Origin of the sequence: Streptomyces gilvosporeus, assembly GCF_002082195.1 — a bacterium.
In the GTDB taxonomy this organism is placed as follows: Bacteria; Actinomycetota; Actinomycetes; order Streptomycetales; family Streptomycetaceae; genus Streptomyces; species Streptomyces gilvosporeus.
Window position 1 is genome coordinate 5,817,217 of record NZ_CP020569.1, and the last position, 24,390, is coordinate 5,841,606.

Annotated in this window: 25 protein-coding genes; 19 read left to right on the forward strand and 6 right to left on the reverse strand. The window is 71.0% G+C overall.

Features of this window, described 5'->3' with window-relative positions; translation table 11 throughout:
- Positions 1-74: 74 nt before the first annotated feature.
- Positions 75-1,418, reverse strand: coding sequence for a M14 family metallopeptidase (locus tag B1H19_RS26075; RefSeq protein WP_083107181.1), 1,344 nt, complete (start codon positions 1,416-1,418; stop codon positions 75-77).
- Positions 1,419-1,712: 294 nt separating this feature from the next.
- On the opposite strand from B1H19_RS26075, the gene B1H19_RS26080 reads away from it, so the two are divergent.
- On the forward strand, positions 1,713-2,597 hold the full coding sequence (locus B1H19_RS26080) for a trypsin-like peptidase domain-containing protein (RefSeq protein WP_083107182.1): 885 nt from the start codon (positions 1,713-1,715) through the stop codon (positions 2,595-2,597).
- A 108-nt stretch (positions 2,598-2,705) separates the two neighbouring features.
- Here the strand turns inward: B1H19_RS26080 and B1H19_RS26085 are convergent, their stop codons facing one another.
- A complete protein-coding gene (locus B1H19_RS26085; RefSeq protein ID WP_083109888.1) occupies positions 2,706-3,743 on the reverse strand; it encodes a chitinase in 1,038 nt (345 codons plus the stop codon).
- 338 nt (positions 3,744-4,081) lie between these two features.
- Between B1H19_RS26085 and B1H19_RS26090 the strand changes: the two genes are divergently transcribed.
- From B1H19_RS26090 to B1H19_RS26130, 12 genes are all read left to right on the forward strand, one after another.
- Positions 4,082-5,161 (forward strand): hypothetical protein, encoded by a 1,080-nt coding sequence (locus tag B1H19_RS26090; RefSeq protein WP_335755944.1) that lies wholly within the window; start codon positions 4,082-4,084, stop codon positions 5,159-5,161.
- A gap of 72 nt (positions 5,162-5,233) precedes the next feature.
- The gene (gene cpaB, locus B1H19_RS26095) at positions 5,234-5,953 is read left to right on the forward strand and encodes a Flp pilus assembly protein CpaB (RefSeq protein WP_203237231.1); all 720 of its coding nucleotides are present in this window, start codon (positions 5,234-5,236) and stop codon (positions 5,951-5,953) included.
- A 13-nt stretch (positions 5,954-5,966) separates the two neighbouring features.
- Positions 5,967-7,496, forward strand: coding sequence for a CpaE/TadZ family protein (locus B1H19_RS40480; RefSeq protein ID WP_107426149.1), 1,530 nt, complete (start codon positions 5,967-5,969; stop codon positions 7,494-7,496).
- 3 nt (positions 7,497-7,499) lie between these two features.
- Positions 7,500-7,883 carry a TadE family protein gene (locus tag B1H19_RS40540; RefSeq protein WP_107426150.1) on the forward strand — a complete coding sequence of 128 codons (384 nt, stop codon included), beginning with the start codon at positions 7,500-7,502 and terminating at the stop codon, positions 7,881-7,883.
- Positions 7,883-8,365 (forward strand): TadE family protein, encoded by a 483-nt coding sequence (locus tag B1H19_RS38140; RefSeq protein WP_107426152.1) that lies wholly within the window; start codon positions 7,883-7,885, stop codon positions 8,363-8,365. The genes B1H19_RS40540 and B1H19_RS38140 overlap by 1 nt, the downstream gene beginning before the upstream one ends.
- The gene (locus B1H19_RS26105) at positions 8,362-9,702 is read left to right on the forward strand and encodes a CpaF family protein (RefSeq protein ID WP_083107184.1); all 1,341 of its coding nucleotides are present in this window, start codon (positions 8,362-8,364) and stop codon (positions 9,700-9,702) included. The genes B1H19_RS38140 and B1H19_RS26105 overlap by 4 nt, the downstream gene beginning before the upstream one ends.
- Positions 9,699-10,649 (forward strand): type II secretion system F family protein, encoded by a 951-nt coding sequence (locus B1H19_RS26110; protein WP_083107185.1) that lies wholly within the window; start codon positions 9,699-9,701, stop codon positions 10,647-10,649. Before B1H19_RS26105 ends, B1H19_RS26110 begins: the two co-directional genes overlap by 4 nt.
- A gap of 96 nt (positions 10,650-10,745) precedes the next feature.
- Positions 10,746-11,639: a DUF5936 domain-containing protein gene (locus B1H19_RS26115; RefSeq protein ID WP_083109889.1), complete on the forward strand. Its 894-nt coding sequence runs from the start codon at positions 10,746-10,748 to the stop codon at positions 11,637-11,639.
- Between the two features lie 499 nt (positions 11,640-12,138).
- Complete coding sequence (locus tag B1H19_RS39090) at positions 12,139-12,300, forward strand: membrane protein (RefSeq protein WP_030072566.1); 162 nt, start codon at positions 12,139-12,141, stop codon at positions 12,298-12,300.
- A gap of 8 nt (positions 12,301-12,308) precedes the next feature.
- Positions 12,309-12,965 (forward strand): pilus assembly protein TadG-related protein, encoded by a 657-nt coding sequence (locus B1H19_RS26120; protein WP_083107186.1) that lies wholly within the window; start codon positions 12,309-12,311, stop codon positions 12,963-12,965.
- An 83-nt stretch (positions 12,966-13,048) separates the two neighbouring features.
- A complete protein-coding gene (locus tag B1H19_RS26125; protein WP_083107187.1) occupies positions 13,049-13,633 on the forward strand; it encodes a hypothetical protein in 585 nt (194 codons plus the stop codon).
- A 6-nt stretch (positions 13,634-13,639) separates the two neighbouring features.
- Positions 13,640-14,254 (forward strand): OmpA family protein, encoded by a 615-nt coding sequence (locus tag B1H19_RS26130; RefSeq protein ID WP_203237373.1) that lies wholly within the window; start codon positions 13,640-13,642, stop codon positions 14,252-14,254.
- A 12-nt stretch (positions 14,255-14,266) separates the two neighbouring features.
- Here B1H19_RS26130 and B1H19_RS26135 read toward each other — a convergent pair whose 3' ends face one another.
- The gene (locus B1H19_RS26135) at positions 14,267-14,662 is read right to left on the reverse strand and encodes a DUF192 domain-containing protein (protein WP_083107189.1); all 396 of its coding nucleotides are present in this window, start codon (positions 14,660-14,662) and stop codon (positions 14,267-14,269) included.
- Positions 14,663-14,702: 40 nt separating this feature from the next.
- On the opposite strand from B1H19_RS26135, the gene B1H19_RS26140 reads away from it, so the two are divergent.
- On the forward strand, positions 14,703-15,437 hold the full coding sequence (locus tag B1H19_RS26140) for a prepilin peptidase (protein WP_083107190.1): 735 nt from the start codon (positions 14,703-14,705) through the stop codon (positions 15,435-15,437).
- Positions 15,438-15,639: 202 nt separating this feature from the next.
- Here B1H19_RS26140 and mgrA read toward each other — a convergent pair whose 3' ends face one another.
- Positions 15,640-16,677, reverse strand: coding sequence for an L-glyceraldehyde 3-phosphate reductase (gene mgrA, locus B1H19_RS26145; RefSeq protein ID WP_083107191.1), 1,038 nt, complete (start codon positions 16,675-16,677; stop codon positions 15,640-15,642).
- Between the two features lie 124 nt (positions 16,678-16,801).
- On the opposite strand from mgrA, the gene B1H19_RS26150 reads away from it, so the two are divergent.
- The 4 genes from B1H19_RS26150 to B1H19_RS26165 all read left to right on the forward strand — a co-directional run bounded on the left by B1H19_RS26150 (position 16,802) and on the right by B1H19_RS26165 (position 22,049).
- Complete coding sequence (locus B1H19_RS26150; RefSeq protein ID WP_083107192.1) at positions 16,802-17,599, forward strand: isoprenyl transferase; 798 nt, start codon at positions 16,802-16,804, stop codon at positions 17,597-17,599.
- Between the two features lie 336 nt (positions 17,600-17,935).
- Entirely contained in the window at positions 17,936-19,273 is a 1,338-nt protein-coding gene (locus B1H19_RS26155; protein WP_083107193.1) for a PhoH family protein, read from the forward strand.
- 407 nt (positions 19,274-19,680) lie between these two features.
- Positions 19,681-20,376 (forward strand): aggregation-promoting factor C-terminal-like domain-containing protein, encoded by a 696-nt coding sequence (locus B1H19_RS26160; RefSeq protein ID WP_083107194.1) that lies wholly within the window; start codon positions 19,681-19,683, stop codon positions 20,374-20,376.
- A 206-nt stretch (positions 20,377-20,582) separates the two neighbouring features.
- Complete coding sequence (locus B1H19_RS26165; RefSeq protein WP_083107195.1) at positions 20,583-22,049, forward strand: AI-2E family transporter; 1,467 nt, start codon at positions 20,583-20,585, stop codon at positions 22,047-22,049.
- Positions 22,050-22,142: 93 nt separating this feature from the next.
- Here the strand turns inward: B1H19_RS26165 and B1H19_RS26170 are convergent, their stop codons facing one another.
- Together B1H19_RS26170 and B1H19_RS26175 are read right to left on the reverse strand one after the other, a co-directional pair.
- Positions 22,143-22,676 carry an alkyl hydroperoxide reductase gene (locus tag B1H19_RS26170; protein WP_083107196.1) on the reverse strand — a complete coding sequence of 178 codons (534 nt, stop codon included), beginning with the start codon at positions 22,674-22,676 and terminating at the stop codon, positions 22,143-22,145.
- Between the two features lie 44 nt (positions 22,677-22,720).
- Entirely contained in the window at positions 22,721-23,275 is a 555-nt protein-coding gene (locus tag B1H19_RS26175; RefSeq protein ID WP_083107197.1) for a peroxiredoxin, read from the reverse strand.
- A gap of 152 nt (positions 23,276-23,427) precedes the next feature.
- Here B1H19_RS26175 and B1H19_RS26180 point away from each other — a divergent pair, with 152 nt between their 5' ends.
- Positions 23,428-24,387 carry a hydrogen peroxide-inducible genes activator gene (locus B1H19_RS26180; protein WP_083107198.1) on the forward strand — a complete coding sequence of 320 codons (960 nt, stop codon included), beginning with the start codon at positions 23,428-23,430 and terminating at the stop codon, positions 24,385-24,387.
- Positions 24,388-24,390 lie beyond the last annotated feature (3 nt).

Consider the following 24,390-nt stretch of genomic DNA (forward strand, 5'->3'; position numbering starts at 1 on the left):
GACGGGCAGACGCCGACCCATCGGGCAGGCCCCGCGACCTGCCCGATGAGGGTGCGGGAGGCGTCGGCGCTCGTTCAGTGCTTGTTCTTGCAGTACTGCTGTTCCTTGCCGATCGCCCGGTACGGGCAGTCCGCCGTCTCCAGCAGCTGGAGCACCGCGTCCTTGTTGCGCGCGGTCTCCTTCGGGATGACGGAGTCCTTCGGGTAGAAACCGCCGGCGCCGGTCGAGGACGGATACATCTCAAAGGTGTACGCGAAGATCTTCTGGTCCCCCCACAGCCAGTCGTCGATCGCCCCGTCGGTGATGTAGAGCTGGCTGGACTGCTCGGGGGTGTAACCGTTGCTGGCGGCCATCTTCTTGCCGATGGCGGCGAAGGTGTCGTGGTCGTCCTGGGTCATGCCGGGGCCGGTTTCGTCGTTGGTGAAGCCGAAGGGCCACAGGACGAGTTCGCTGTAGGTATGGAAGTCGATGGCGGCCTTGATCTGCTGCTTTCCGCCGACGATACGGCTGCGGACGAACTTCGAGACGACCTGGACCTCGGGGGCCGAGGCGGCGGAGGGGCCGCGGTAGGTCTCGTCGCCCGGGTCGGAGGAGGAGCCGCCGCAGCAGCCCCATTTGAAGTCCCAGTTGCGGTTGAGGTCGGTGCCGATCTCGTTGGACCCGGCGTTGGGCTGACGGTTCTTGCGCCAGCTCTGGAACTTTCCGGTGGCGATGTCATAGGCGCCGCCGTCCGGGTTCAGATCCGGGAGGATCCAGATCTCGCGGGAGTCGAGCATCTTGGTGATGCGGTCGTCCGAGCCGTACTTCGAGGTGAACTCGTTGAGGAGGTAGAGGGCCATCTCGACGGTGAGATGTTCCCGGGCGTGCTGGTGGGCGGTGAAGAGGACCTCGGGCTCGTTCTCGTCCTTGGAGACGTTCTTGCTGAGCTTGAGGGCCAGGATGTCGCGGCCTTCCTGCGACTTGCCGATGACCTGCTTCGAGAGGATCCGCGGGTACTTGGCGACGAGGGCGTCGATCTCCTTCGTCATCTCCTCGTAGGTGTGGTAGCCGGTGTAGCCGGGCGGGAAGTCCTTGATCCGGCCGGAGGCCATCGCGGGGGCCGGCGGATCGGGCAACTGCCGCAGCGCATAGCCGAGGTGGCGTACCCGGGCGGCCTGGGTGCGGTCGGCGGTGATGACGACGGCGCGGGCGTGGACCTCGTCGACGGAGGCGCCGGTCGCGGTGAGGGCGGTGCGTTCGGCCGGGGTGGCGGGGCCGGTCACCTCGTACTGGTGGGCGCGGTCGGCGTCCGGTGCGCCATGGGGCGTGGGGGTGGTCGTGGGGGCGCCCTGGGCCGCGGCGATCGGTGCGGCGAGGGCGAGGGAGAGGGCGGCGGCGAGGACGGTGGCCCGTCCGCCGCGGATACGTCGGGGTCGCATACGGTCTCCTGTGGGGTGTGAGGCGAGCGACGGCGCCAGTGTTGAGGCTTGGCATGGGCGGGTCAAGGTGGGGAACGGCCAGATGTGAACGCGCGGCGAACCGGGACGCGAACCGGGGCGCGAATCGGGGTACGAACCAAGCCGAGGGACGCGGGCGAAGGACGGATATTGCGGCAACTTGCCATCGGTTTCCGGAAATTCATTGCCCGGGAGCCGTCCGCGGCCAACAATGCGCACGACAAAACCGGAGGGCCATGACGGACTTCCGGTGACACAGCTGAGAGGACCCCCACAATGAACCGACCTCTCGTCGGCGCCCTGGCCACGGCCGTTCTGGGAGCCGCAGCCCTGGTGGGCAGTGCCGGCAGCGCCGGTGCCGCGACCCAGGACCACCCCACCCACGCCCGGCACCACGGCAAGCACAAGACCCGAGCCGTCGACTTCGCCGGCACCGTCGCGCTGGACGACTGCTCCGGCTCGCTGGTCAAGATGCCGACCTCGCAGGAGAACGACAAGGCCCTGGTGATGTCCAACGGGCACTGTCTGGAGAGCGGGATGCCGAGCGCGGGCCAGGTCATCGTCGACCAGCCGTCCAGTCGCAGCTTCACCCTGCTGGACAAGTCCGCCGGTGAACTGGGCACGATCCAGGCCACCAAGATCACGTACGCCACGATGACCAACACCGACGTCTCGCTGTACGAGACCAGCTCGACCTACGCCGAGATCCAGCAGAAGTACGGCATCAAGCCGCTGGAACTGGCCACCGACCACCCGGCCAAGGGCGCGGGCATCAGCGTCGTCTCCGGCTACTGGAAGAAGATCTACACCTGCAACATCGACGGGTTCGTCCCCACCCTCAAGGAGGGCGACTGGACCTGGAAGGACTCGGTCCGCTACACGCCGGAGTGCAAGACCATCGGCGGGACCTCGGGATCGCCGGTGCTGGACACCTCGACCGGCAAGATCGCCGCGATCAACAACACGGGTAACGAGAACGGCGAGAAGTGCACCGTCAACAACCCGTGCGAGGTCGACGAGAACGGCAAGGTGACGGTGCACAAGGGCACCAACTACGCCGAGGAGACCTACGGGATACCGAAGTGCTTCGCGGCCGGCAACAAGCTGGACCTCTCGGCGGCGGGCTGCGAGCTGCCCAAGCCGTCGGGCGCCCGCCGGTGAGCCGTCCCCCGGGGGTGTAAGGGTAGGACGCCAGGTCCCGTGCATGCCGTGCACGGGACCTGGCGGTGTGTGGGGGGGGTGGCGCAGGAGGGCGGCTGCCGCGGCGGGTTACCCGAGACCGTGGACGTGCCCGCCCACCGTCTTCGCGAACGCGTTGCCGCCCGCGGCGTCCCAGTTGGTGGACCAGGTCATCGCGCCGCGCAGCCCCGGGTAGGTCTTGGACGGCTTGAACGAGCCGCAGTTGCTGCCCTTGGTCAGGCAGTCCAGGGCGGCGTTGACGACGTCCGGGGAGACATAGCCGCTGCCGGCCGCGCGGGAGGAGGCCGGTACGCCGATGCCGACCTGGGACGGGTCGAGTCCGCCCTCCAGCTGGATGCAGGCGAGCGAGGTCAGGAAGTCCACCGAGCCCTGGGCGTAGACCTTGCCGTCGCAGCCGTTCATCGAACCGCTGTTGTAGTACTGCATGTTGACGACGGTCAGGAAGTCCTTGATGCCCAGGGCGGTTTTGAAGTACTCGTTCTGCGGTGACTGCATATCGACGGTCTGCGGGGCCATGGTCACCACGAGATCGCTGTGCGCGGCGTGCAGGGCCTTGAGGGCCTGCGTCATATACGTCGCGTTGAGGCCGTTTTCGAGGTCGATGTCCACGCCGTTGAAGCCGTAGGTGTCCATCAGCTTGCCGACCGAGTCGGCGAAGTTCTTGGCGGAGGCGTCGTCGTTGACCGACACCGCGCCCTTCTCGCCGCCGATGGACAGCACGACCGACTTCCCGGCCGCCTGCTTGGCCTTGATGTCCGCCTTGAAGTCGTCGACGGAGCCGTAGCCGACGGCCGGGTCGAGGTGGAAGTCGACGGCGCCCGGCTGGCCGGTGGCGTCGGCGAACGAGACCGCGATGATGTCGTAGGCGTCGTCGACGTCCTTGAGCTTCTGCACCGTGGCGCCGTTGTCGAAGTTCTGCCAGTAGCCGGTGACGGCGTGTTTCGGTACGGCTTTCGGCGTGGCGGCGGTGTGCGCGGCGGGTGCGGCCGCGGGCCGGTGGACCTCGGATGCTCCGGCGGTGCCGGTGGCGAGGGCGCCGAGGGACAGCGCCGCCGCGGCGGCGAGCGCGGCCAGTCGCCTGCGGGCCTTTCCCGAACGTGCGTGGATACCGGCTCTTCCTGAACGTGCGCGTACCACAACTGCCTCCGTGTGGGGGGAAGGTGAGGGGGTGCCACAACGCGCTCAGGGGCCCCTGGGCTTGCTCCCAACGTGGTCCAGACCATTGAACCTGTCAAGAGTTCGCGCGGAAGCGGAAGTTCCCACATCGGTTGCCCGGTGGGTATGTACCGTTTCCCTGCCGGACCGTCGCGAGGACGAGTAGCCCGGAACATGTTCTCTGGGGCGTATCTCGTGGATAAAGTGCTGAGCGTATGGCGCCGATGGCGCAGAGCTGTGCCGATCCGCGGTCCCGGACCCCCGGCGGCCGCTAGGAGTGGGGGAGCGACGTGCCGACCGCGATTGCAGTCACCAGCCCTGACCTCGCGCTGCCCGCCGATCCGCAGACTCCCGCCGCGGTCGTCCTGCGGGCCCCGCAACTCCAGCCGCTGGACGAGGCCCTGACGGAGACCGCCGCCGTCCTCGAACACCACGGCCATCTCGTCGTGCTCTACTCCTCGGCCTGCCCGCCCGACCACGTCCGCCGGCTGCACACCCTGCGCTCCGTCCTGGAGAGCGACCGGATCGCCATCGTGCCGCTGTCCCTGCCGCCCCTGGGGGTGGCGGTGCTCGCCCACCAGCTGCGGCAGCTGACGCTGGGCGGCTTCGGCCCGGGGGTGCTCGCCTGCGCGGCGCGGCTGCTGGCGCACTACGTCCATGCGGGCGCCCTGCTGGGCAGCGTCAGCGGGCTGGACCGCGTCGAGGTCGATCTGCGCTCCCATGTGAAGTCCTGGCTGCCCGGTGCGCATTTCGCGGTCCTGGCCAGCCCGCAGCCGCATCTGGAGCATCTCGACCGGCACAGCCGGCGGGCCGGGCTGCCCGCGCCGGGGTTCGCCACCCAGCTGGCCGTTGCCCGCGGAGCGCTGGCCGCGGAGTGGGTGGACGGGGTACTGGCCCCGGCCTGGCAGGTGCAGGGCGCCTACGAGGCCCGGCTGCCGGCCGAGTCCGCCCGGTGGTGGGGCACCCAGAAACTGATCGAGTTCGCCGCCGCCATCCCGGATCCCTCCGTGCTGCACCGGCTGGTGTCGTCCGTACGGCGCGAGGAATGCCGCTGGTGCGGTCTGGAACTGATCGGCGAGCGCTGCGCGTTCTGCGCCACGCCGGTGGCGCGCGAACGGGCGGCGGGCGGCGCGGGGGCCGCGCCCGCGGCCATAGCCGGGCCGGGTGCCGCCGGGGTCACCGGAGCACCCGTCGCCGCGGCGACCAACCCCGTCCCGCCCCCGCCGCCCACCACCCCGCCCGCCACCGCCCCGCCGCCACCCCCCTCCCCGCTGCGCCGCCGCGGACTGTCCCCCGTGGCGCCGTCGGGCGTACCGGGCGGCGCCCCGGGCTTCCCCGGCACCGCACGGACGGTGGCCCACGTGCGCTGACCCCACCGGCCGCCGGCCCCGACCGTGCCCCGTCCGCCCGTCTCCCCGTCCCCGAACGAGGTCCCACCACCCATGAACTCTCGCCAGCGCCGCGGAGTGATCCTGCTGCTCCTGTCGGCCCTCTGTGCGGTCGGCGCGTTCCTCGGCGTCCTGTCGGTGATCAGGAACGTCGAGTCCGAGGTCGGGCCGCAGAAGACGGCCTACCGGCTGAAGGCGGATGTCGCGGCCTACAAGCCGCTGGATCCCGGGCAGTTCGAGAAGGTGGCGATGCCGAAGCGGTGGCTGCCGGTCACCGCGGTGACCGACCTCGACCAGGTCCGCGGCAAGATCGCGGTGACGCCCCTGAAGAAGGGCTCGCTGCTCCAGGAGGACATGGTCGTCGAGCGGCCCGCGCTGAAGCCCGGTCAGCAGGAGATCGCCATCATGATCGACGCCGCCACCGGTGTGGCCGGCAAGATCAACCCCGGTTCCCGGGTGAACATCTACGCCACCTTCGAGGGCAAACGCCCCGAGGACAAGCCGGTCTCCAAGGTCATCGTCGCCGGCGCCCAGGTCATCGACGTCGGCAAGCTGACGCCCCTGGCGACCAGGGACCCGGGCGACACCACCGGCACCAACCGCCAGGCCGGCGAGGCCGTCCCGATCACCTTCGCCCTGGACACCCAGGACGCCCAGCGGGTCGCCTACGCCGAGTCCTTCGCCTCCCACGTCCGGCTCGCCCTCCTCGCCCCGGGCGGCCCGGCCACCATCCCGCCCGGCGAGCGCACGTACACCCTCGACGGCGACAAGTGACCGGGAGGCCCAGGTGACCATCCGCATCCTGCCCGCAGTGGGCGACCCGGACGCCGCCCGTGTGCTGTCCTCGCTGCTCAGCCAGCTGCCGGACGCCGAGCCCGCACCGGCGGTCGCCGACTCCGGTGCGCTGCTGGCCGCCCTGGGCCAGGCCGCCGCGCCGTCCGCCCAGCCGCCCGCCGGCCCCACCGGCGGCCGCGGCCCGGCGCCCGCCGTCGACGCCCTGCCCGAGGTCGTCCTCGTCCACGAACGGATCGGCCCGCTGCCCGCACTGGAGCTGATCCGCGAGGTGGCGCTGCGCTTCCCGGCCGTCGGCGTCGTCCTGATCACCCAGGACGCGGGACCCGCGCTGTTCTCCGCGGCGATGGACGCCGGCGCCCGCGGCATCGTCGGACTGCCCCTGGGCTACGAGGAGTTGGCCGCCCGGGTGCAGGCGGCCGCCCAGTGGTCGGCGGGCGTACGGGTCCACCTGGGCGGCGGTTCGGACGCGGCCCCCGGGCCCGCCGGGACGCTGGTGACGGTGACCGGCGCCAAGGGCGGCGTCGGCACCACCGTCACCGCCGTCCAGCTGGCGCTCGCCGCCCGCGCCGCGGGCCGCAGCGTCGCCCTGGTGGACATGGACCTCCAGTCCGGCGATGTCGCCTCCTATCTGGACGTCCAGTTCCGCCGCTCCCTGGTGGACCTCGCCGGCATCGAGGACCTGTCCGTACGGGTCCTCCAGGACGCGGTGCACGACCACCCCACCGGCCTGGGGCTGCTGCTGGCCCCGGAGGAGGGCGAGCGCGGCGAGGAGGTGGACGACCGGGCCGCCCGGCACATCGTGGCCGCGCTGCGCTCCCGTTACGAGGTGGTGGTCGTCGACTGCGGCGCCCAGATGCAGTCCGCCAACGCCGCGGCCGTCGAACTCGCCGATGTGGCGCTGCTGGTGACCACCCCGGACGTGGTGGCCGTACGCGCCGCCAAACGCCAGGTGCGGCTGTGGGACCGCCTCCAGATCCGCAAGGCCGCGGACACCACGACCCTGGTCAACCGCCTCACCCGCAGCACCGAGATCCAGCCGCCGCTGGTGGCCAGGGCCGCCGGTACGCAGATGGCCAGGACCTCGATCCCGGCCGCCTTCAAGGAACTTCAGCCCTGTGTCGACGCGGGCCGGATGCAGGACCTGGACGCCCGCTCGACCATCAAGCAGGCGCTGTGGGCGCTGGCGGGCGAGCTGGGGCTGGTCGAGGCGCCCGCCGCCCGCCAGGGACGCGGCGGCCCCCGGGCGCGTACGGCGCTGACGGGGCGCAAGCGCAAGGCGATCACCGCCGGGGCGGCTCCCGGACCGGGGACGGCTCAGGGGCCGGCCCCGGGGGCGCCCGGGTTCGGCCCGGCCCCGAAGTTCGGCGCCCGGCACGCTGCCCCGGCGGCAACCGGCCCGGCGGGCCCGGCGGGCCCGGCGGGCCCGGCGGGACCGACCGGACCGATGGGACCGTTGGGACCGACTGGCCCCATAGGCCCGACGGGCCCGTTCGGTCCAGCCGTCCCGTACGAGGAGCGCTGAGCCGTGCGGCGCCCGCTGGGCGGCAGCGACCGCGGCCAGGTCTCCGTCGAATTCCTCGGCCTGCTCCCGCTGATCGCGCTGGTGCTGATCCTGCTGTGGCAGTTCGTCCTGACCGGCTACACGTACTCGCTGGCGGCCGACTCGGCCGACCGCGGCGCGCGGGCCGCCACCGCACTGGACACCGGCGGCCCGGGCGCCTGTCACGCCGCCGCCCTGCGCGACCTGCCCGCCGCCTGGCGCGGCGGCACCACCACCGACTGCCACACCGAGGCCGGGCTGTGGAAGGCGACGGTCCGCATCAAGGTCCCAGTGCTGTTCCCCGGCGCCGCCAGCTTCCCCTGGACGGTGTCCGGTTCGGCCGGCGCGGCGAAGGAGGCCCGGGACTGATGGCCCCCTTCCCCCGCCCCGCCCGGCTGCGCGGCCGCCCCCGCGACCGCGGCCAGGTCTCGATCGAGTTCCTCGGGTTCCTGCCCGTCCTGCTGGCCGTGGCGCTGGCCGTGATCCAGCTGGGCCTGGGCGCCTACGCCGTCCAGCAGGCCGGTACGGGCGCCCGCGCCGCGGCCCGTACCGCCTCCTTGGACCCGGCCGACCGCGAGACCGATCCGGCGAGCGCGGGCAAGGCCGCGATGAGCGGCTGGATCGCCAAGGGCGCCACCGTCTCGGTGGGCGGGGGCGGCGACGCGGTGCGGGCCACCGCGACCGTCCACATCCCCTCGATCGTCCCCGGCGTCGACTTCGGCTCCGCCCGCCGCAGCGCCACCATGCCCCGCCCCGCCCCCGACGGCCAGGCCGCGGCGGGACCGTACGAAGGAGCCCCGGAAGTGCCGGTGCAGGGAACACGACGAGCACCAGGAGCACCGCAGCGATGAGCCTCAAAGCACGGATCGTCGCCCCCGAAGCGCCGGCCGAGGCGCGCCACGACAACCATCTGGTCGCCGTCTACCGCGCCAAGCTGCTCGAAGAGATCGACCTCGCCGAGATGTCCGCGCTCAGCGCCGCCGAGCGCCGCTCGCGCCTGGAACGCGTCCTGGGCCACATCATCAGCCGCGAGGGCCCGGTGCTGTCCACCGCCGAACGCGCCCAGCTCATCCGCCGGGTGGTCGACGAGGCGCTGGGCCTGGGCGTCCTCGAACCGCTCCTGGAGGACGCCTCCATCACCGAGATCATGGTCAACGGACCCGACCAGGTGTATGTCGAGCGCTCCGGCCGGGTCGAACTGGTGCCCGTCCGCTTCGCCTCGCACGAGCAGCTGATGCAGACCATCGAGCGGATCGTCTCGACGGTCAACCGCCGGGTGGACGAGTCCAATCCGATGGTCGACGCCCGCCTCCCCTCCGGCGAACGCGTCAACGTCATCATCCCGCCGCTCGCCCTCAACGGCGCCACCCTCACCATCCGCCGCTTCCCGCGCGCCTACACCCTCGCCGAACTCATCGGCATGGGCACCCTCGACGAGCAGATGCTGATGCTGCTGGCGGGGCTGGTGCGCGCCAAGTTCAACGTCGTGGTCTCCGGGGCCACCGGCGCAGGCAAGACCACCCTGCTCAACGCCCTCTCCGGGCTGATCCCCGACGGCGAGCGGATCATCACCGTCGAGGACGCGGCCGAACTCCAGCTCCAGCAGACCCATGTGATCCGCCTGGAGTCCCGCCCGCCGAACGTCGAGGGCAAGGGCCGGATCACCATTCGCGACCTCGTACGCAACTCCCTGCGCATGCGCCCCGACCGCATCATCGTCGGCGAGGTGCGCGGCGGTGAGACCCTCGACATGCTCCAGGCGATGTCCACCGGCCACGACGGCTCGCTGGCCACCGTGCACGCCAACAGCGCCGAGGACGCGCTGATGCGGCTCCAGACCCTGGCCTCCATGTCGGACGTCAAGGTCCCCTTCGAGGCGCTGCGGGACCAGATCAACAGCGCCGTCGACTGCCTGGTCCAGCTCACCCGGCACGCCGACGGCTCCCGCCGGATCAGCGAGATCGCCCTGCTGGACTCCCGCGGCCACGAGGACTACCGCCTCGCCACCGTCTGCCGCTTCGACGCCGAACCGATGGGCGCCGACCGCGTCGTCCACGGCCGCTTCCGCTACTTCCCGCTGCCCCGCCGGGTCGCCGAACGCCTCGTCATGGCCGGCGAGCCCACCCCGCCCGCCTTCGGCGTGGCGGCCACCGACGACCAGCTCGCCCTCCGGAAGGCCCCCTCATGACCGGCGGCAATGCGCTGCTCCCCGTGCTCGCCCTCGTCGCCACCGTGCTGTGCGGAGTGCTGGCGGTCATCGGCGTACGGGCCTACGTCAGCGGGCGCGACCGCCGCCAGGCCATCGTCGACCGCCTCGCCGACGAGCACGGACTGCCCCCGGCCGCGCGCCGGCGCCGCTTCCCCTCCGTGGACCGCGCGCTGCGCGGCACCCGCCTCGGCCGCCACCTCGAACAGCGGCTGACCGCCACCGGACTGGACCTGACCCCCGGCGAGTTCCTGGTCGCCCTGCTGGCCGCGATGGCCGTCCTGTGGCTGATCGCCCAGGCCACCCTCGCCCCCTTCTTCGGCCCGATCGCCGCGCTGGTCGCCGCCTGGTCCGCCGCCGCCTTCCTCAACTGGCAGCGCCAGAAGCGCATCGAGAAGTTCATCAACCAGCTCCCCGAACTCTCCCGGATCCTGGCCAACGCCACCCAGGCGGGCCTGGCCCTGCGCACCGCCCTGGGCATGGCCGCCGAGGAGCTGGAGGCCCCCGCGGGCGAGGAACTGGCCCGGGTCTCCGACAAGCTCGCCGTCGGCCACTCCGTCGACGAGGCCCTCGGGGAGCTCGCCGAACGGCTGCCCTCGCGCGAACTGGTCGTGCTGGTCACCACCCTGGTGCTCGCCAACCGCGCGGGCGGCACCGTCGTCGGCTCGCTGCGCAACCTCACCAAGACCCTGGAGGAGCGCAAGGAGACCCGCCGCGAGGTCCGCACCCAGCTCTCCCAGGTGGTCATCACGGCGTATGTGGTCCCGCTGCTGGGCATCGGCACCCTGCTGCTGATGAACCGCATCGCGCCCGGCGCCATCGACCGGATGACCTCCACCTTCCTCGGCCAGGCGGCGGTCGTGACGGCCTTCGCCCTGTACGCCCTCGGCTTCTGGTTCATCCGCCGCTTCTCCAAGATCGACGTCTAGCGCCGCCCGCACCCCACCGTCCCCCCCACCTCACCGTCCCCCCACCTCACCGCCCACCCACACCGCCCAGGAGCCTCGGACACACGCATGGGAACCATGGGAATCGGAATCCTCCTGGCCCTCGCCTTCGCCCTCTCGGTCGCCGGCATCTGCTGCGGCATCGCCCTCTACCGCCGCGAGGCCAGACTCCCGCCGGACCTCGCGCTGTCCCTGGAGGTCGGCGCGACCCGGACGACGGTCGTCGGCTCGGCGGTCGACCGCCTGGGCATGCGCCATGCGCCCCTGGTCCTGCGCCTGATGGGCGAGAAGCGCGTCGCCCGGGTCCGCCGCCGTATCGACCAGGCCGGCAACCCCGCCGGCCTCACCGTCGACCGCTACGCCGCCCGCCGCGCCGTCTACGGCGCGCTCGGTCTCGTCGCCGCCCTGGTGATGGTGCTGCGCGGCCAGCCCCTCCTCGCCGTCCTGATGGTCCTCTTCGCGCTCTTCTGGACCGAGGTCGGCATCTGGGCCGCGATACGCCAGCGCAGGGACACCATCGAACGCACCCTCCCCGACTTCCTGGACGTCCTCGCGGTCGTCGTCAGCGCGGGGCTCGGTTTCCGCCAGGCTCTGGACCGCGTCGCCGAGAAATACGAAGGCCCTTGGGCCGACGAACTGCGGATCACCCTGCGCCAGATGGACATGGGCGTCAGCCGCCGCGTGGCCTTCGACGAACTGCGCAAACGCAACGACTCCGAACAGGTCGCCCAGTTCGTCACGGCCCTTCAGCAGGGCGAGGAACTCGGCTCCCCCATCGTGGACACCCTCATCCAGATCGCCAACGACATGCGCCGCACCGACGCCCAGAACGCCCGCCGCCGTGCCACCCGCGCCGTCCCCAAGGCCACCATGGTGATCACCACCTTCATGGTCCCGGCCACCATGATCCTGCTGGTTGCAGGCTTCTTCCTGGGATCGGGCACCAACTTCGGCTCCCTGATGGGCAAATGACCACGCGCGGCCGCATCCGACCGCTGCGCCGCCGGCCCGTCCGGCGGCCCCGGCCGCCCGGCCCCGCCGCGGTCCGGCGCCGCGCCGGCACCGTACGCGGCCGGATGAGTACGCTACGGACCCCGCTTCACGCCAATGCCTTCGCAGGAGCAACGAGTTGTGCCACAGTGGATGCCGCCGCGCCGCCCCTCGTGTCCCGGCACGAGCGGGCCGGTCAGTTCCAGTGGTGTCGAAGAGTCCCGGGAGGATCCGGATGATCCGGAGGATCCGGAGGATCCCGGAGGGGGAGCGGGGGTGGACCAGGTGCGACTGAATGGCCGAAACGCGCCGTCGCTCCGCCCGTTCGTCTTCCCCGCCGAGGAAGGGGTTCGCAATCCCTGTTCCGGGAACGCTCTTCCGGCGTACTTTTCAAGTGTTCCGAGCGCGGACAAGCGCGCCGGCACCACGGGGGCAGACCAGCCGGACCAGAGCGGGCCGGCGGCCCATGAAGGGGAAGACGATGGCGAAGTGGTTTGTGGGGAACGACCGGGGACAGACCTCGGTCGAATACCTGGGCATCATCGCGGTGGTCGTGGCGATCGTCATCGCGATCGCCGGTACGGACATCGGCCAGTCCATCTACGACGCCATCACCTCGAAGATCTCGCAGCTCACCGGCTGACGGACGCGGTGCGGCACGGCGTACGACGCGACGCAGGGCAGGCCTTCCCCCTCTATATCGTGGCCGTGGCGGGCCTGCTCTTTCTCGCGTTCGCGTTTTTCGCCGTGGGCCAGGCCGCCGCCACCCGCAACGGCGCGCAGACCGCCGCCGACGCCGCGGCGCTGGGCGCGGCCCAGAGCTACCGCGACGACGTCCACCGCGCACTGCGCAAGGCGATCGAGGGCGCGGACTCCTGGGACGATCTGCTCAAGGCGATGGGCGCCCCCACCGACACCGCCTGCCGCAGCGCCCAGTGGTTCGCCGGCAAGAACGACGCCGATGTCACCGCCTGCACCCCCGACTCCTGGCCGACCTCCTTCGCCGTGGCGGTCACCACCCGTGGCACGGTGGGCCGTTCGATCGTCCCCGGTACGGAGAACACCCATGCGTCGGCGCACGCCCAGGCGGTCGTCACCCCGCGCTGCACCGTACGGCCCGGCCAGGACGATCCGGGTAACGGCAAACCGGGCAGCGGCAAACCGGGTAACGGCAAGCCCGGCAAGGACAAGCCCGGCAACGGAAAGATCGATCTCCTCTGCGACGGCGAGCCGTTGACCCTCGACCCCGGGCACCTCGACCCCTTCCCCGGACCGGCCGCCTTCTTCGCCGTACGGCTCGCCAGATGACCGCCCCGAGTCCCCGCGACCGCCCTGCGCCCCCGCCCGCGACCCGCCGAATCAAGCCCCTGACCAGCAAAGGAATCTTGCCCATGAGCATGCAACGCACCGCGCGGCGCCGTACGGCGGCGGCCGCGCTCGTGCTTGCCGCCGGCTTGGCCTTCGGCGCGGTCGGCTGCGGCACCGACAGCGGACCGGCGACGGGCACCGCGAAGAAGCCCCAGCCGCCCGCCGGTTCGCACAGTTCCCCGGCGACCGCGCCGGCCGCGGATTCCAGCAAGGTCATCGCCGTCCTCAGAGGCAAGAAGGGCATGGTGCTGACCCTCAACTCCGCGGTGCGCGACTCCGGCGGATTCGTCACCGTGCAAGGGGTGCTGAAGAACACCAGCTCCGAGCCGTTCAGTGAATCGTCCGCCTGGCGCGGCGACGAGACGGAGATGCAGCAGCACGGCAACCACCTGGGCGGGGCGACGCTGATCGACGTCAAGGAGCGCAAGCGGTACTACGTCCTGCGCGACACCGAGGGGCGCCCGCTGGCGACGACCGGCATCCGGATCATCAAGCCCGGGGAGACCCTGCCGGTCTTCATGCAGTTCCCCTCACCGCCGACCAGCACCGCCGACGTGGAATTCCAGCTGCCGACCTTCCCCACCGCCGACATCGAGATCACCGGGTGAATGACCATGTCCCCAGGCCGCACCGTCCCCAGGGCCGCAGTGGCCGCCGCCTGCGTCGTCCTGGCCGCCGCCCTGCTGACGCAGTCGGCCCGCGCGGACGATCCGCCCGGCACCCGTGAGGACTCCACCGCACCGGTCCGGATCGACCCCCACGACCCCGACCTGCGGATGGTCCAGGGCGCCACGCTCGCGCCCGCCAAGGTGCTCAACATCAAGTCCATCGTGGAGAGCGACGACGGTTCCGAGCGCCGTCAGGACACCAACGACAACGTGACCTTCTCGCTCCAGGCCGAGGTCCTCTTCGGCAAGGACAGCGCCAAGCTCTCGTCGGACGCGCTCTCCCGGATCGACACCATCGCCTCCGAGGCCAAGAAGCAGAACGCCACCCGGCTGCGGGTCTTCGGCTTCACCGACAACCTCGGATCCGCCGCACACGGCCTGACGCTGTCCAAACAGCGCGCCGATGCCGTCCAGCAGGAACTGGCGGGCGAGCTGGGCTCGTCGGTGACGTTCGACATCCGCGGCTACGGCGAGCAGTACCCGATCGCCGACAACGCCACCGAGGCGGGCCGCAAGAAGAACCGCCGCGTCGAGGTCAGCTTCCCGCGGGGCGGGGAGTAGGCCCCGGAGGCGTCAGTCCGGGCCGGCCGCTGCCACCGCGAGGCGAAGGCCCGGACGCAGGCCCCACCTCCCCATCGCCCCGGCCGCCGCCTCCAGCACGTGCCGGGCGCGCAGGCGCGGGCGCCCGAAGCGGCCGGGGGGCATGGTGCGTACGGCCAGGACGGTCAAGTCCCGGCTCAGATAGGCGACATCGATGGCGAACCGCATCCGTACGGTGTGCACCCCGCTCGCCGGGGTCAGCAGCAGTGCCCCCTCGATGCCCTCGCGGCCCAACAGGCCGCGGGTGCGGGCCCGGTAGGACGCGGCGATCTCCAACGGGACACCGGCGGCGGGCCAGCAGCCCGTGCCCTCGCCGGGGCCCCCGTCCGCCATGAGGAGTACTCCGGGGCCGTTCCGCCAGCGCGCCATGCCCGTCGTTCTATCAGCCGGACGGCCCTAAGGTCGACGCATGTCGGTGATGCTGATGGTTCTCGCCGCCGCCTACGGGGCCGCGGCCGGGCTGCTGATACCGCGGCCCGCCCACCGGATGGCCGTCGGCCCCGAGGAGGAGTGGCGCAGCGCCTGCCCCGCCGGACATCCGATCGGCGGACCGGCCGGGGGCTGGCTGGGGCGGGGCCGGTGCCCGCGGTCGGGCTGCGGGGCGTACGGGCCGGGGGCGGCGGTGACGGCCGCGGTCACCGCGCTGTCCTGTACGGCGCTCGCGGCGGCCACCGGGGCCCGGCCCGAACTCGCCGTCTGGCTGCTGATGGCCCCGGTGGCCGTCCTGCTGACCGTCGTCGACTGGCGGGTGCACCGGCTGCCCGACGTCCTGACCCTGCCGCTGGCGGCCGCGGCGGCCGGGGCGCTGTACCTGGTCGCCCGGCTGACGGGGGAGAGCGGGGCCTTCTGGCGGGCGCTGCTGGGCGGGCTCGCGCTGGGCGCCTGCTACCTCCTGCTGTTCGTCGTCAACCCGGCGGGGATCGGCCTGGGTGACGTCAAGCTGGCGATCGGGCTGGGGATCGCCCTCGGGTGGTACGGCTGGCACGCCGTCGCCACCGGGGGCGCGGCCGGTGTGCTGACCGGGGCCCTCTACGGGGTCGGGCTGATGTGGGCCCGAAGGGGCGGGGCGAAGGTCATGCCGCTGGGCCCCTTCATGATCCTCGGGGCGTTCGGCGCGCTGCTCCTGGGGGCCGCCGCGGCCTGAGGGCCGCCGACGGCGTCCGAATCTCGCCGCCCGCCCGCCGGGGCCGAGCCACGCCGCGCCGCAACGCGATGCACGCAGCACCCCCCTGTCGGGGTTATGGTGGAAGCCCCCCCTCGGGCCGGTCCGTATTCCCCCCCACGGACCGGCCCGCTTTTTTGCCCGGCCGACACGGCCCCGGGGGGTCTGCGCGGCGACCCGGTGCCTAGTTCCGGCGCGCCCAGATGTTCACGCCCTCCGTGGAGACCGCGAACCCATCGATCTCGGCCACTTCCTCCGCCGTGAGAGCGGGACCCTCAAGGGCCGCGACATTGGCCTCCAGCTGGGCCACGCTGCTGGCGCCGATCAGCGCGGCGGTCATCCGCTCGTCGCGCAGCACCCAGCGCAGGGCCATCTGCGCCAGCGACTGGCCGCGCCGGGCGGCGATGTCGTTCAGCCCGCGCAGCCGGCCGACCACGTCCTCGGACAGCAGCTGCGGGTCCAGGGACTTGCCCTGCGCGGCCCGCGACCCCTCGGGGATGCCCCGCAGGTACTTGTCGGTGAGCAGGCCCTGGGCCAGCGGCGCGAAGGAGATGCAGCCCATGCCCTCGGCCTCGAGGGTGTCCAGCAGCGCATCGTCCTCGGTCCAGCGGTTGATCATCGAGTACGAGGGCTGGTGGATCAGCGCCGGAACACCCATTTCGCGCAGAATGCCCGCCGCCTCGCGGGTCTGCTCGGCGGAGTAAGAGGAGATACCGGCGTAAAGCGCCTTCCCCTGATGAACCGCTGAGGCCAGCGCGCCCATCGTCTCCTGGAGCGGGGTGTGCGGATCGAAACGGTGCGAGTAGAAGATATCGACGTAATCGACACCCATCCGCTTCAGCGACGCATCCAGCGACGACAGGAGATATTTGCGCGAACCCCATTCTCCGTACGGACCGGGGTGCATCAGATATCCGGCCTTCGTGGAGAGAATCATCTCGTCGCGGTAGGGCCGGAAGTCCTGAGCGAAGATCTTTCCGAAGTTCAGCTCGGCGGACCCGGGCGGCGGGCCGTAGTTGTTGGCCAGATCGAAGTGGGTGATGCCCAGGTCGAAGGCGCGGCGCAGGATCGCCCGCTGCGACGCCAGGGTGCGGTCGTCCCCGAAGTTGTGCCACAGTCCAAGAGAGATGGCGGGGAGTTTCAGACCGCTGCGGCCGGTGCGCCGGTACTCCATGGAGTCGTAGCGCGATTCCACGGCGCGGTAGTCAGATGTGCCAGTCATGCTCATCTCCCTATCACGTACTTGTGACACACCTGATTGGGCTCCCGAGACACCCGACACGTAAAGTTGCCCCCTTGAGGCGACGGGGCGAGGGCCATTTCGGCACGGAGGGGCTGGACCACATATGACGCGATCTTCCGGGGTGCGCATCCCTTATCCGCCCGCACTGCGCAATCTGGTCTACCGGCTGTATGCGCGCCGGGTGGAGGGCCGCCTGGACCACACCCAGGTGCCCAAGCACATCGGCGTCATCCTCGACGGCAACCGGCGCTGGGCGCGGGCCGACGGGCGGACCACCGAGCAGGGCCACCAGGCGGGCGCCGCCAAGATCAGCGAACTGCTGGGGTGGTGCGCGGAGACCGATGTGGAGGTTCTCACGCTCTGGCTGCTGTCGACGGACAACCTCGACCGGCCCGAGGCCGAGCTGAAGCCGCTGCTGGGCATCATCGAGAACACCGTGCGCGATCTGGCCGCCGACGGCCGCTGGCGCGTCCACCACGTCGGCAACCGCGATCTCCTCCCGGAAGCCACCCAGACGGTGCTCAAGGAGGCTGAAACGGTCACCGCCGACAACAAGGGCATTCTGGTGAATGTCGCGGTCGGCTACGGCGGCCGCCAGGAGATCGCCGACGCCGTGCGCTCGCTGCTGCTGGAGCACGCCGAGCGCGGCACCCCCCTGGAGGAGGTCGCCGAGACCGTCGACATCGACCTGATCTCCGAGCACCTCTACACCCGCGGCCAGCCGGACCCGGACCTGGTGATCCGCACGAGCGGCGAGCAGCGGCTGTCGGGCTTCATGCTCTGGCAGAGCGCCCACTCCGAGTACTACTTCTGCGAGGTCTTCTGGCCGGCCTTCCGCAAGGTCGACTTCCTGCGCGCACTGCGCGACTACGCGGCCCGGCACCGGCGCTACGGCTTCTAGGGCCGCCGCCCGGCCGGCGGTACGGATGAGGTACGCCGGCGATCTTGTGTAACCAAAGGTTCATCAACCGTGCGTCATATGCCATGGCATGGGGGCGCGGGTTCGCGGGAATATCCCTGGCAGGTCGGCGTCCGGAATCAGACATCGGGCGCCGTATCTCAGCGGGCGGCATGGGGCCGCCTGCCCGGGAGGCCCTTTGCACATCACGGACGATCGTGCGGATCGCACGGACGACGCGGAGGGCCGGCGTTCGGCCCGTGCAACGTGGCCTGAACCCGGTCCCGTGCCCGGCGACGCCGTCGCACCCCGACCTCATCCGAGGGGGTTCGTCCACCCGTGGTGAACAGCAAAAAGCGCCGTGAGAACGGCCGGCGCACCTACGTCCTCGACACCAGCGTCCTGCTGGCGGATCCAGGCTCCATGTCCCGCTTCGAGGAGCACGAAGTCGTCCTGCCGGTCGTCGTCGTCACGGAGTTGGAGGCCAAGCGGCACCACCCCGAGCTCGGCTACTTCGCCCGGCAGGCGCTCCGGCTGCTGGACGAATACCGCGTCCAGTACGGAAGGCTGGATGCCCCGATCCCCATCGGAGGTCTCGGCGGCACCCTCCGCGTCGAGCTCAACCACTCCGACCCGGGCATCCTGCCGGCGGCCTTCCTCAACGGTCACAGCCGTCCGGGCGACAACGACTCCCGCATCCTCGCGGTGGCCCGCAACCTTCAGGCCGAGGGGTTCGACGTCACGGTCGTCTCGAAGGACCTGCCGATGCGCATCAAGGCGTCCTCGGTGGGCCTGCTGGCCGAGGAGTACCGCGCCGAGCTGGCCATCACCGACTCCGGCTGGACGGGCATGGCCGAACTGGCCGTCTCCGCGGAACAGGTGGACGACCTGTTCGCCGCCGAGAGCGCCCAGCTGCCGGGCGCCGAGGAGTTCCCGGTGCACACCGGACTGGTCCTCCAGTCCGAACGGGGCAAGGCGCTGGGCCGGGTCACCGCGGACGGCGGGGTGCGGCTGGTGCGCGGCGACCGGGAGGCGTTCGGGATCCACGGCCGCAGCGCCGAACAGCGCATCGCGCTGGACCTGCTGCTCGACCCGGACGTCGGCATCGTCTCCATGGGTGGGCGGGCCGGTACGGGCAAGTCGGCGCTGGCGCTGTGCGCGGGCCTGGAGGCCGTACTGGAGCGCCGGCAGCACCGCAAGGTGATGGTCTTCAGGCCGCTGTACGCGGTCGGCGGGCAGGAGCTGGGCTATCTGCCCGGCAGCGAGGCCGAGAAGATGAGCCCCTGGGCGCAGGCGGTCTTCGACACCCTGTCCGCGGTGACCACCAAGGACGTCATCGAGGAGGTCGTCGGGCGCGGCATGCTGGAGGTGCTGCCGCTCACCCATATCCGCGGCCGCTCGCTGCACGATGCGTTCGTCATCGTCGACGAGGCCCAGTCGCTGGAACGGAACGTCCTTTTGACGGTTCTGTCCCGTATCGGCGCCAACTCCCGGGTCGTTCTGACTCATGACGTGGCACAGCGGGACAATCTGCGCGTAGGGCGCTATGACGGAGTGGTCGCGGTCGTCGAGAAGTTGAAGGGTCATCCGCTCTTCGCGCATGTCACGCTCACGCGGTCCGAGCGTTCGCCGATCGCCGCACTGGTGACCGAAATGCTGGAGGACGGCAGGATCTGACCCGTTGTGAACCACCGCGCCGCCCGGAGAAGCGAGGGAGCTTAGCCGGGCGGCGCGTGTGTCCGCGCGGATATCCGAAAATCCTGGGGAGTAAACGAGGTGTGAGCTTTCACACCCGGCCGGGAATTGATTCGCGGTGCTCCGTTCGGGCAGAGTCTGGGTCCTGTCAGGCCCCGCATACGGCACACCAGCATCCCCAGAGGTGCGGAACAACCGAACTTCATAGCGAGTCGCCGTATGCCGCCCGAGCACCACGCGGACCCCCCAGGGGGACGTACCGGGCCAGTGCCTCCCGTGACCAGCCGGTCCCGCCCGCTCAACTGGGCCCGGAACAAGGGGAGACCAGCGCCAGGGGCACGATTGCGCCCGCGAGGTCACCTATGCGGGCGACGCTGGAAGGAATTCGTGTGAGCCGGATCTCGGTCCGGGGATTCGCAGTGGCCTCGGCCACCGCGGTCACCACTGTCGGCGCTGTCGTCGGCGTCGCCGCAGGGCAGCCCGCCTCGGTCAACGCCGAGGCCACCGCCGCCGATGCGACGATCGCAGACATCCCCGCGGGTGCACAGGCCCAGGTGCAGACGGCTTCCCTGACGCAGCAGGCGGACGACGCGTCCAGCCAGGCGGACGCGGCAGCCCTGAAGTCGGCACAGGAAGCAGCCCGTAAGGCGGCCGCGGAGACCGCGCAGTCCAAGAAGGACGCCGCGGACCAGGCCAAGGCGAAGAAGGACGCCGACGCGCGCAAGAAGCAGGAGGCGGCCGCCTCCCGCTCCTCGGCGCGCGATGTGGGCGACCTTCTCGGCAAGAGCTCCTACACGATCGCCGAGACGCAGGCCATCGCCCGTCAGATGATGGCGAGCGACCAGTTCCAGTGCTTCAGCAACATAGTGGACCGCGAGTCCGGCTGGAACTACCACGCCACCAACGCCTCCTCGGGCGCCTACGGCCTTGTCCAGGCTCTGCCGGGCTCCAAGATGTCCTCGGCCGGTTCCGACTGGCAGACCAACCCGGCGACCCAGATCAAGTGGGGTCTGAACTACATGAACAGCCGCTACGGCAGCCCCTGCGGCGCCTGGTCGTTCTGGCAGGCCAACAGCTGGTACTAGGCCGTATCGGCAGCCACCGGGACATACCGGCGGCAACCGGCACTTGTGAAACCCCCGACCGCGTCAGCGTCGGGGGTTTCACGTTTCCGTCCGTCCCGCGCGCCCGCGAAGCCTGCGCCGCGGGGCGGCCGTACTCAGCCCGCGCGCCCCGGCACGGGTAACGTCGTGCCGACAGATGTGGCGTCCGGGAGGGGAAGAGAAGCGACATGTCCAGATTGCCTCAGTGGGTCGGCGGTGCCGGCGCCGGTCTGACGCGGCTCGCACAGCGGCTGGAGGAGCAGCGCCGCCGGGCAGAGGCCGCGGAGGCCGCCGACCAGGACGAGCTGAGGCGTGCGGAGGATCCGCCCGACGGCCTCGCGCCGCCGCCCGCCCGTGCGGCCGAACCGCCGGCGGCCGTCGACGGTGTGCCGCATGCGGCCCCGCCGGACGGATCCCTGCTCGTCGCCACCGCCCCGCCGCACGAGTCCGTCCCCGCCCCGCCCGCCTATGCGCCCGCCGTCGCCGCCCGCCCGGACCCGGTCGCGGCGGTGCCGTGGGGCGTACGGGTCGCCGCCGAGGCCGGCTGGCGGCTGCTCGTCCTGGCCGGGACGCTGTGGGTGCTGGCGAAGGTCATCACCACCATCCAACTGGTCGTCCTCTCCTTCATCGCCGCGCTGCTGATCACCGCGATGCTCCAGCCCACCGTGGCCTGGCTGCGCCACCGCGGGCTGGCGCGCGGGCTGGCCACCGCGCTGACCTTCATCGGCGGCTTCGTGGTGATGGGCCTGGTCGGCTGGTTCGTTGTCTGGCAGGTTCAGGACAACATCGACTCGGTGTCGAGCCGCATCCAGGAGGGCATCGCCGAGCTCAAGGGCTGGATGCTCAAGGGCCCGTTCCATGTGACCGAGAGTCAGATCAACCAGATCGCCAAGAACCTCCAGGACGCGGTCGGTCACAACACCGAGGCGATCACCTCGGCCGGGCTGGAAGGCGTCACCGTCGTCATCGAGGTGTTCACCGGCATCCTGCTGTCGATGTTCACCACGCTCTTCCTGCTCTACGACGGCCGCCGCATCTGGACCTGGCTGCTCAAGCTGATGCCCGGTGCGGCCCGCGAGGGCGTGGCGGGCGCTGGCCCGCGGGCCTGGCGGACGCTGACCGCCTATGTCCGCGGCACGGTGATAGTGGCCCTGATCGACGCGATAGTCATCGGCATCGGCCTGTGGATCCTCGACGTCCCGCTGGCTGTCCCGCTGGCCGTCTTCATCTTCCTCTTCGCCTTCATCCCGCTGGTGGGCGCGGTGGTCTCCGGCGCGCTGGCCTGCGTGGTCTCGCTGGTCACCCAGGGCGTCTTCACGGCCCTGATCGTGGCGGTGATCGTCCTGGCGGTCAATCAGATCGAGGGCCATGTCCTCCAGCCCTTCATCCTGGGCCGCGCGGTACGGGTCCACCCGCTCGCCGTGATCCTCTCGGTCGCCTCCGGCAGCCTGATCGCCGGCATCGGCGGCGCGGTCGTCGCCGTCCCGCTGGTGGCCGTCACCAACACGGTCGTCGGTTATCTGCGCAAGTACTCCAAGGAGCAGGCGCTGCGCATGATGCCCACACCGCACGGGGCGACGGCGCTGTCGGCGGCACCGCAGCAGCCGCGTACGGAAAAGGCGGACACGGCAGAAACGAGGGAGACGGGGGCGTAACGGCTCCAACCCGCAACGGAAACCGCGAAGACCCCGCAGAATCGGCATTCTGCGGGGTCTTCGCGCAATGATCCGGCGCGCTGCCGACGGGAGTTACTCCGCCAGCGTGTCCTCGGCGTCCAGCGTGGCGCCCACGGCCTGGAGGACCGAGGCGATCTTGACGGCCTCAAGGATCGTCTCGCGGTCCACGCCCGCCTTGCGGAGCACCTGCTCGTGCGAGTCCAGGCACAGACCGCAGCCGTTGATGGCGGAGACGGCCAGCGACCACAGCTCGAAGTCGACCTTCTCCACGCCCGGGTTGCCGATGACGTTCATCCGCAGACCGGCACGGAGGTTGCCGTACTCGGGGTCCGACAGCAGGTGCCGGGTGCGGTAGAAGACGTTGTTCATCGCCATGATGGCGGCGGCGGACTTGGCCGCCTGGTACGCCTCGGGGGAGAGGTTGGCCTTCGCCTCCGGCTCCAGCTCCCGCAGCACCTTGGGCGAGCGCGAGGCGATCGCACAGGCCAGCACCGTGCCCCACAGCTGCTGCTGCGGCAGGTCGCTGTTGCCGATGACCGAGCCGAGGTTCAGCTTCAGGTCCTTGGCGAAGTCCGGTATGGCGGACTTGAGCTCGTCGAGAGCCATGTCGATCGGCCTTCCGTTCAGTGGTGCGTTCTCTTAAGGTGCGTTCACTCGCCGGACAGGAGGGCGACCGGGTCGAGGGTGTCGTCGCCCTTGGACCAGTTGCAGGGGCACAGCTCGTCGGTCTGCAGGGCGTCCAGAACCCGCAGGACCTCCTTGGGGTTACGGCCGACGGAGCCGGCGGTCACCATGGTGAACTGGATCTCGTTGTTCTGGTCGACGATGAAGACGGCGCGCTGCGCGAAGCCGTCCTCGCCCTCGATGCCCAGGGCGCGCATGAGCTCGTGCTTGGAGTCGGCGAGCATCGGGAAGGGCAGGTCGGTCAGGTCCGGGTGGTCCTTGCGCCAGGCGTGGTGCACGAACTCGGAGTCACCGGAGAAACCGAGGACCTGCGCATCGCGGTCGGCGAACTCGTCGTTCAGCTTGCCGAACGCGGCGATCTCGGTGGGGCACACGAAGGTGAAGTCCTTGGGCCACGCGAAGACGATCTTCCACTTGCCCTCGTAGGTCTTGTGGTTGATCTGCTCGAACTCCTTGCCCTTCTCCAGCGAGACACAGGCAGTCAGGTCGAACTCGGGGAACTTGTCACCGACAGTGAGCACGCGCTCTCCTTGCAGCGTAAGAAAAGCCGACGGGGGCCTTTTTGAGGTGAGCCGCGGCTTTCCATGGGGCTTGGACGGGTCACACAGTGCCACACGACGCATTGATCAGTGAAATAGCTAGACTGGTCGATGTTGATCGGAGGTGGTTATCAGTGGTGTCACCGGTAAGCCCGGGTGGCCGGCCCCGCCAGCCCAGCCTGGCCCAGCTCCGCGCCTTCGCCGCGGTGGCCGAGCATCTGCATTTCCGCGAGGCGGCCGCGGAGATCGGGATGAGCCAGCCCGCGCTGTCGGGTGCGGTCTCCGCGCTGGAGGAGGCGCTGGGAGTGCAGCTCCTGGAGCGTACGACGCGCAAGGTGCTGCTCTCGCCGGCGGGGGAGCGGGTGGCGGCGCGCGCCCGTACGGTCCTGGAGGCGGTCGGCGATCTGCTGGAGGAGGCGGAGGCGGCCCGCGCCCCCTTCACCGGCGTCCTGCGGCTCGGCGTCATCCCCACCGTCGCGCCCTACCTCCTGCCGGCGGTCCTGCGGCTCACCCACGGCTCGTACCCCGACCTGGACCTCCAGGTCCACGAGGAGCAGACCGCCTCCCTGCTGGAGGGGCTCACGGCCGGCCGCCTCGACCTCCTCCTGCTCGCCATCCCCCTCGGCGTCCCGAACGTCACCGAACTCCCGCTCTTCGACGAGGACTTCGTGCTGGTCGCCCCCAAGGACCACTGGCTCGGCGGCCGCGCGGACATTCCGCGGGAGGCGCTGAAGGAACTCGATCTCCTGCTGCTGGACGAGGGCCACTGCCTGCGCGACCAGGCCCTGGACATCTGCCGCGAGGCGGGCCGTGAGGAGGGGGCGCCGGTGACGACCAGCGCGGCCGGTCTGTCCACCCTGGTCCAACTGGTGGCCGGCGGCCTCGGGGTGACCCTGTTGCCCCGTACGGCCCTCCGTGTGGAGACGGCCCGCAACGACCTCCTGACCACCGGCTATTTCGCCGACCCCCAGCCGTCCCGCACCATCGCCCTCGCCATGCGCACGGGCACCGCCCGAGCGGCGGAATTCGAGGAGTTCGCGGGGGCGTTGCGGGGAGCCATGCGGTTGTTGCCGGTGCGGGTGGTGGAGGGTTAGGGG

Coding starts and splice junctions, on each gene's coding strand:
- B1H19_RS26150 (WP_083107192.1), top strand. CDS start 16,802: ATGACGCGATCTTCCGGGGTGCGCATCCCTTATCCGCCCGCACTGCGC.
- B1H19_RS26110 (WP_083107185.1), top strand. CDS start 9,699: ATGACCGGCGGCAATGCGCTGCTCCCCGTGCTCGCCCTCGTCGCCACC.
- B1H19_RS26140 (WP_083107190.1), top strand. CDS start 14,703: ATGTCGGTGATGCTGATGGTTCTCGCCGCCGCCTACGGGGCCGCGGCC.
- B1H19_RS26135 (WP_083107189.1), bottom strand. CDS start 14,662: ATGGCGCGCTGGCGGAACGGCCCCGGAGTACTCCTCATGGCGGACGGG.
- B1H19_RS26125 (WP_083107187.1), top strand. CDS start 13,049: ATGAGCATGCAACGCACCGCGCGGCGCCGTACGGCGGCGGCCGCGCTC.
- mgrA (WP_083107191.1), bottom strand. CDS start 16,677: ATGACTGGCACATCTGACTACCGCGCCGTGGAATCGCGCTACGACTCC.
- B1H19_RS26165 (WP_083107195.1), top strand. CDS start 20,583: ATGTCCAGATTGCCTCAGTGGGTCGGCGGTGCCGGCGCCGGTCTGACG.
- B1H19_RS38140 (WP_107426152.1), top strand. CDS start 7,883: ATGGCCCCCTTCCCCCGCCCCGCCCGGCTGCGCGGCCGCCCCCGCGAC.
- B1H19_RS39090 (WP_030072566.1), top strand. CDS start 12,139: ATGGCGAAGTGGTTTGTGGGGAACGACCGGGGACAGACCTCGGTCGAA.
- B1H19_RS26130 (WP_203237373.1), top strand. CDS start 13,640: ATGTCCCCAGGCCGCACCGTCCCCAGGGCCGCAGTGGCCGCCGCCTGC.
- B1H19_RS26105 (WP_083107184.1), top strand. CDS start 8,362: ATGAGCCTCAAAGCACGGATCGTCGCCCCCGAAGCGCCGGCCGAGGCG.
- B1H19_RS26115 (WP_083109889.1), top strand. CDS start 10,746: ATGGGAATCGGAATCCTCCTGGCCCTCGCCTTCGCCCTCTCGGTCGCC.
- B1H19_RS26080 (WP_083107182.1), top strand. CDS start 1,713: ATGAACCGACCTCTCGTCGGCGCCCTGGCCACGGCCGTTCTGGGAGCC.
- cpaB (WP_203237231.1), top strand. CDS start 5,234: ATGAACTCTCGCCAGCGCCGCGGAGTGATCCTGCTGCTCCTGTCGGCC.
- B1H19_RS26170 (WP_083107196.1), bottom strand. CDS start 22,676: ATGGCTCTCGACGAGCTCAAGTCCGCCATACCGGACTTCGCCAAGGAC.
- B1H19_RS26075 (WP_083107181.1), bottom strand. CDS start 1,418: ATGCGACCCCGACGTATCCGCGGCGGACGGGCCACCGTCCTCGCCGCC.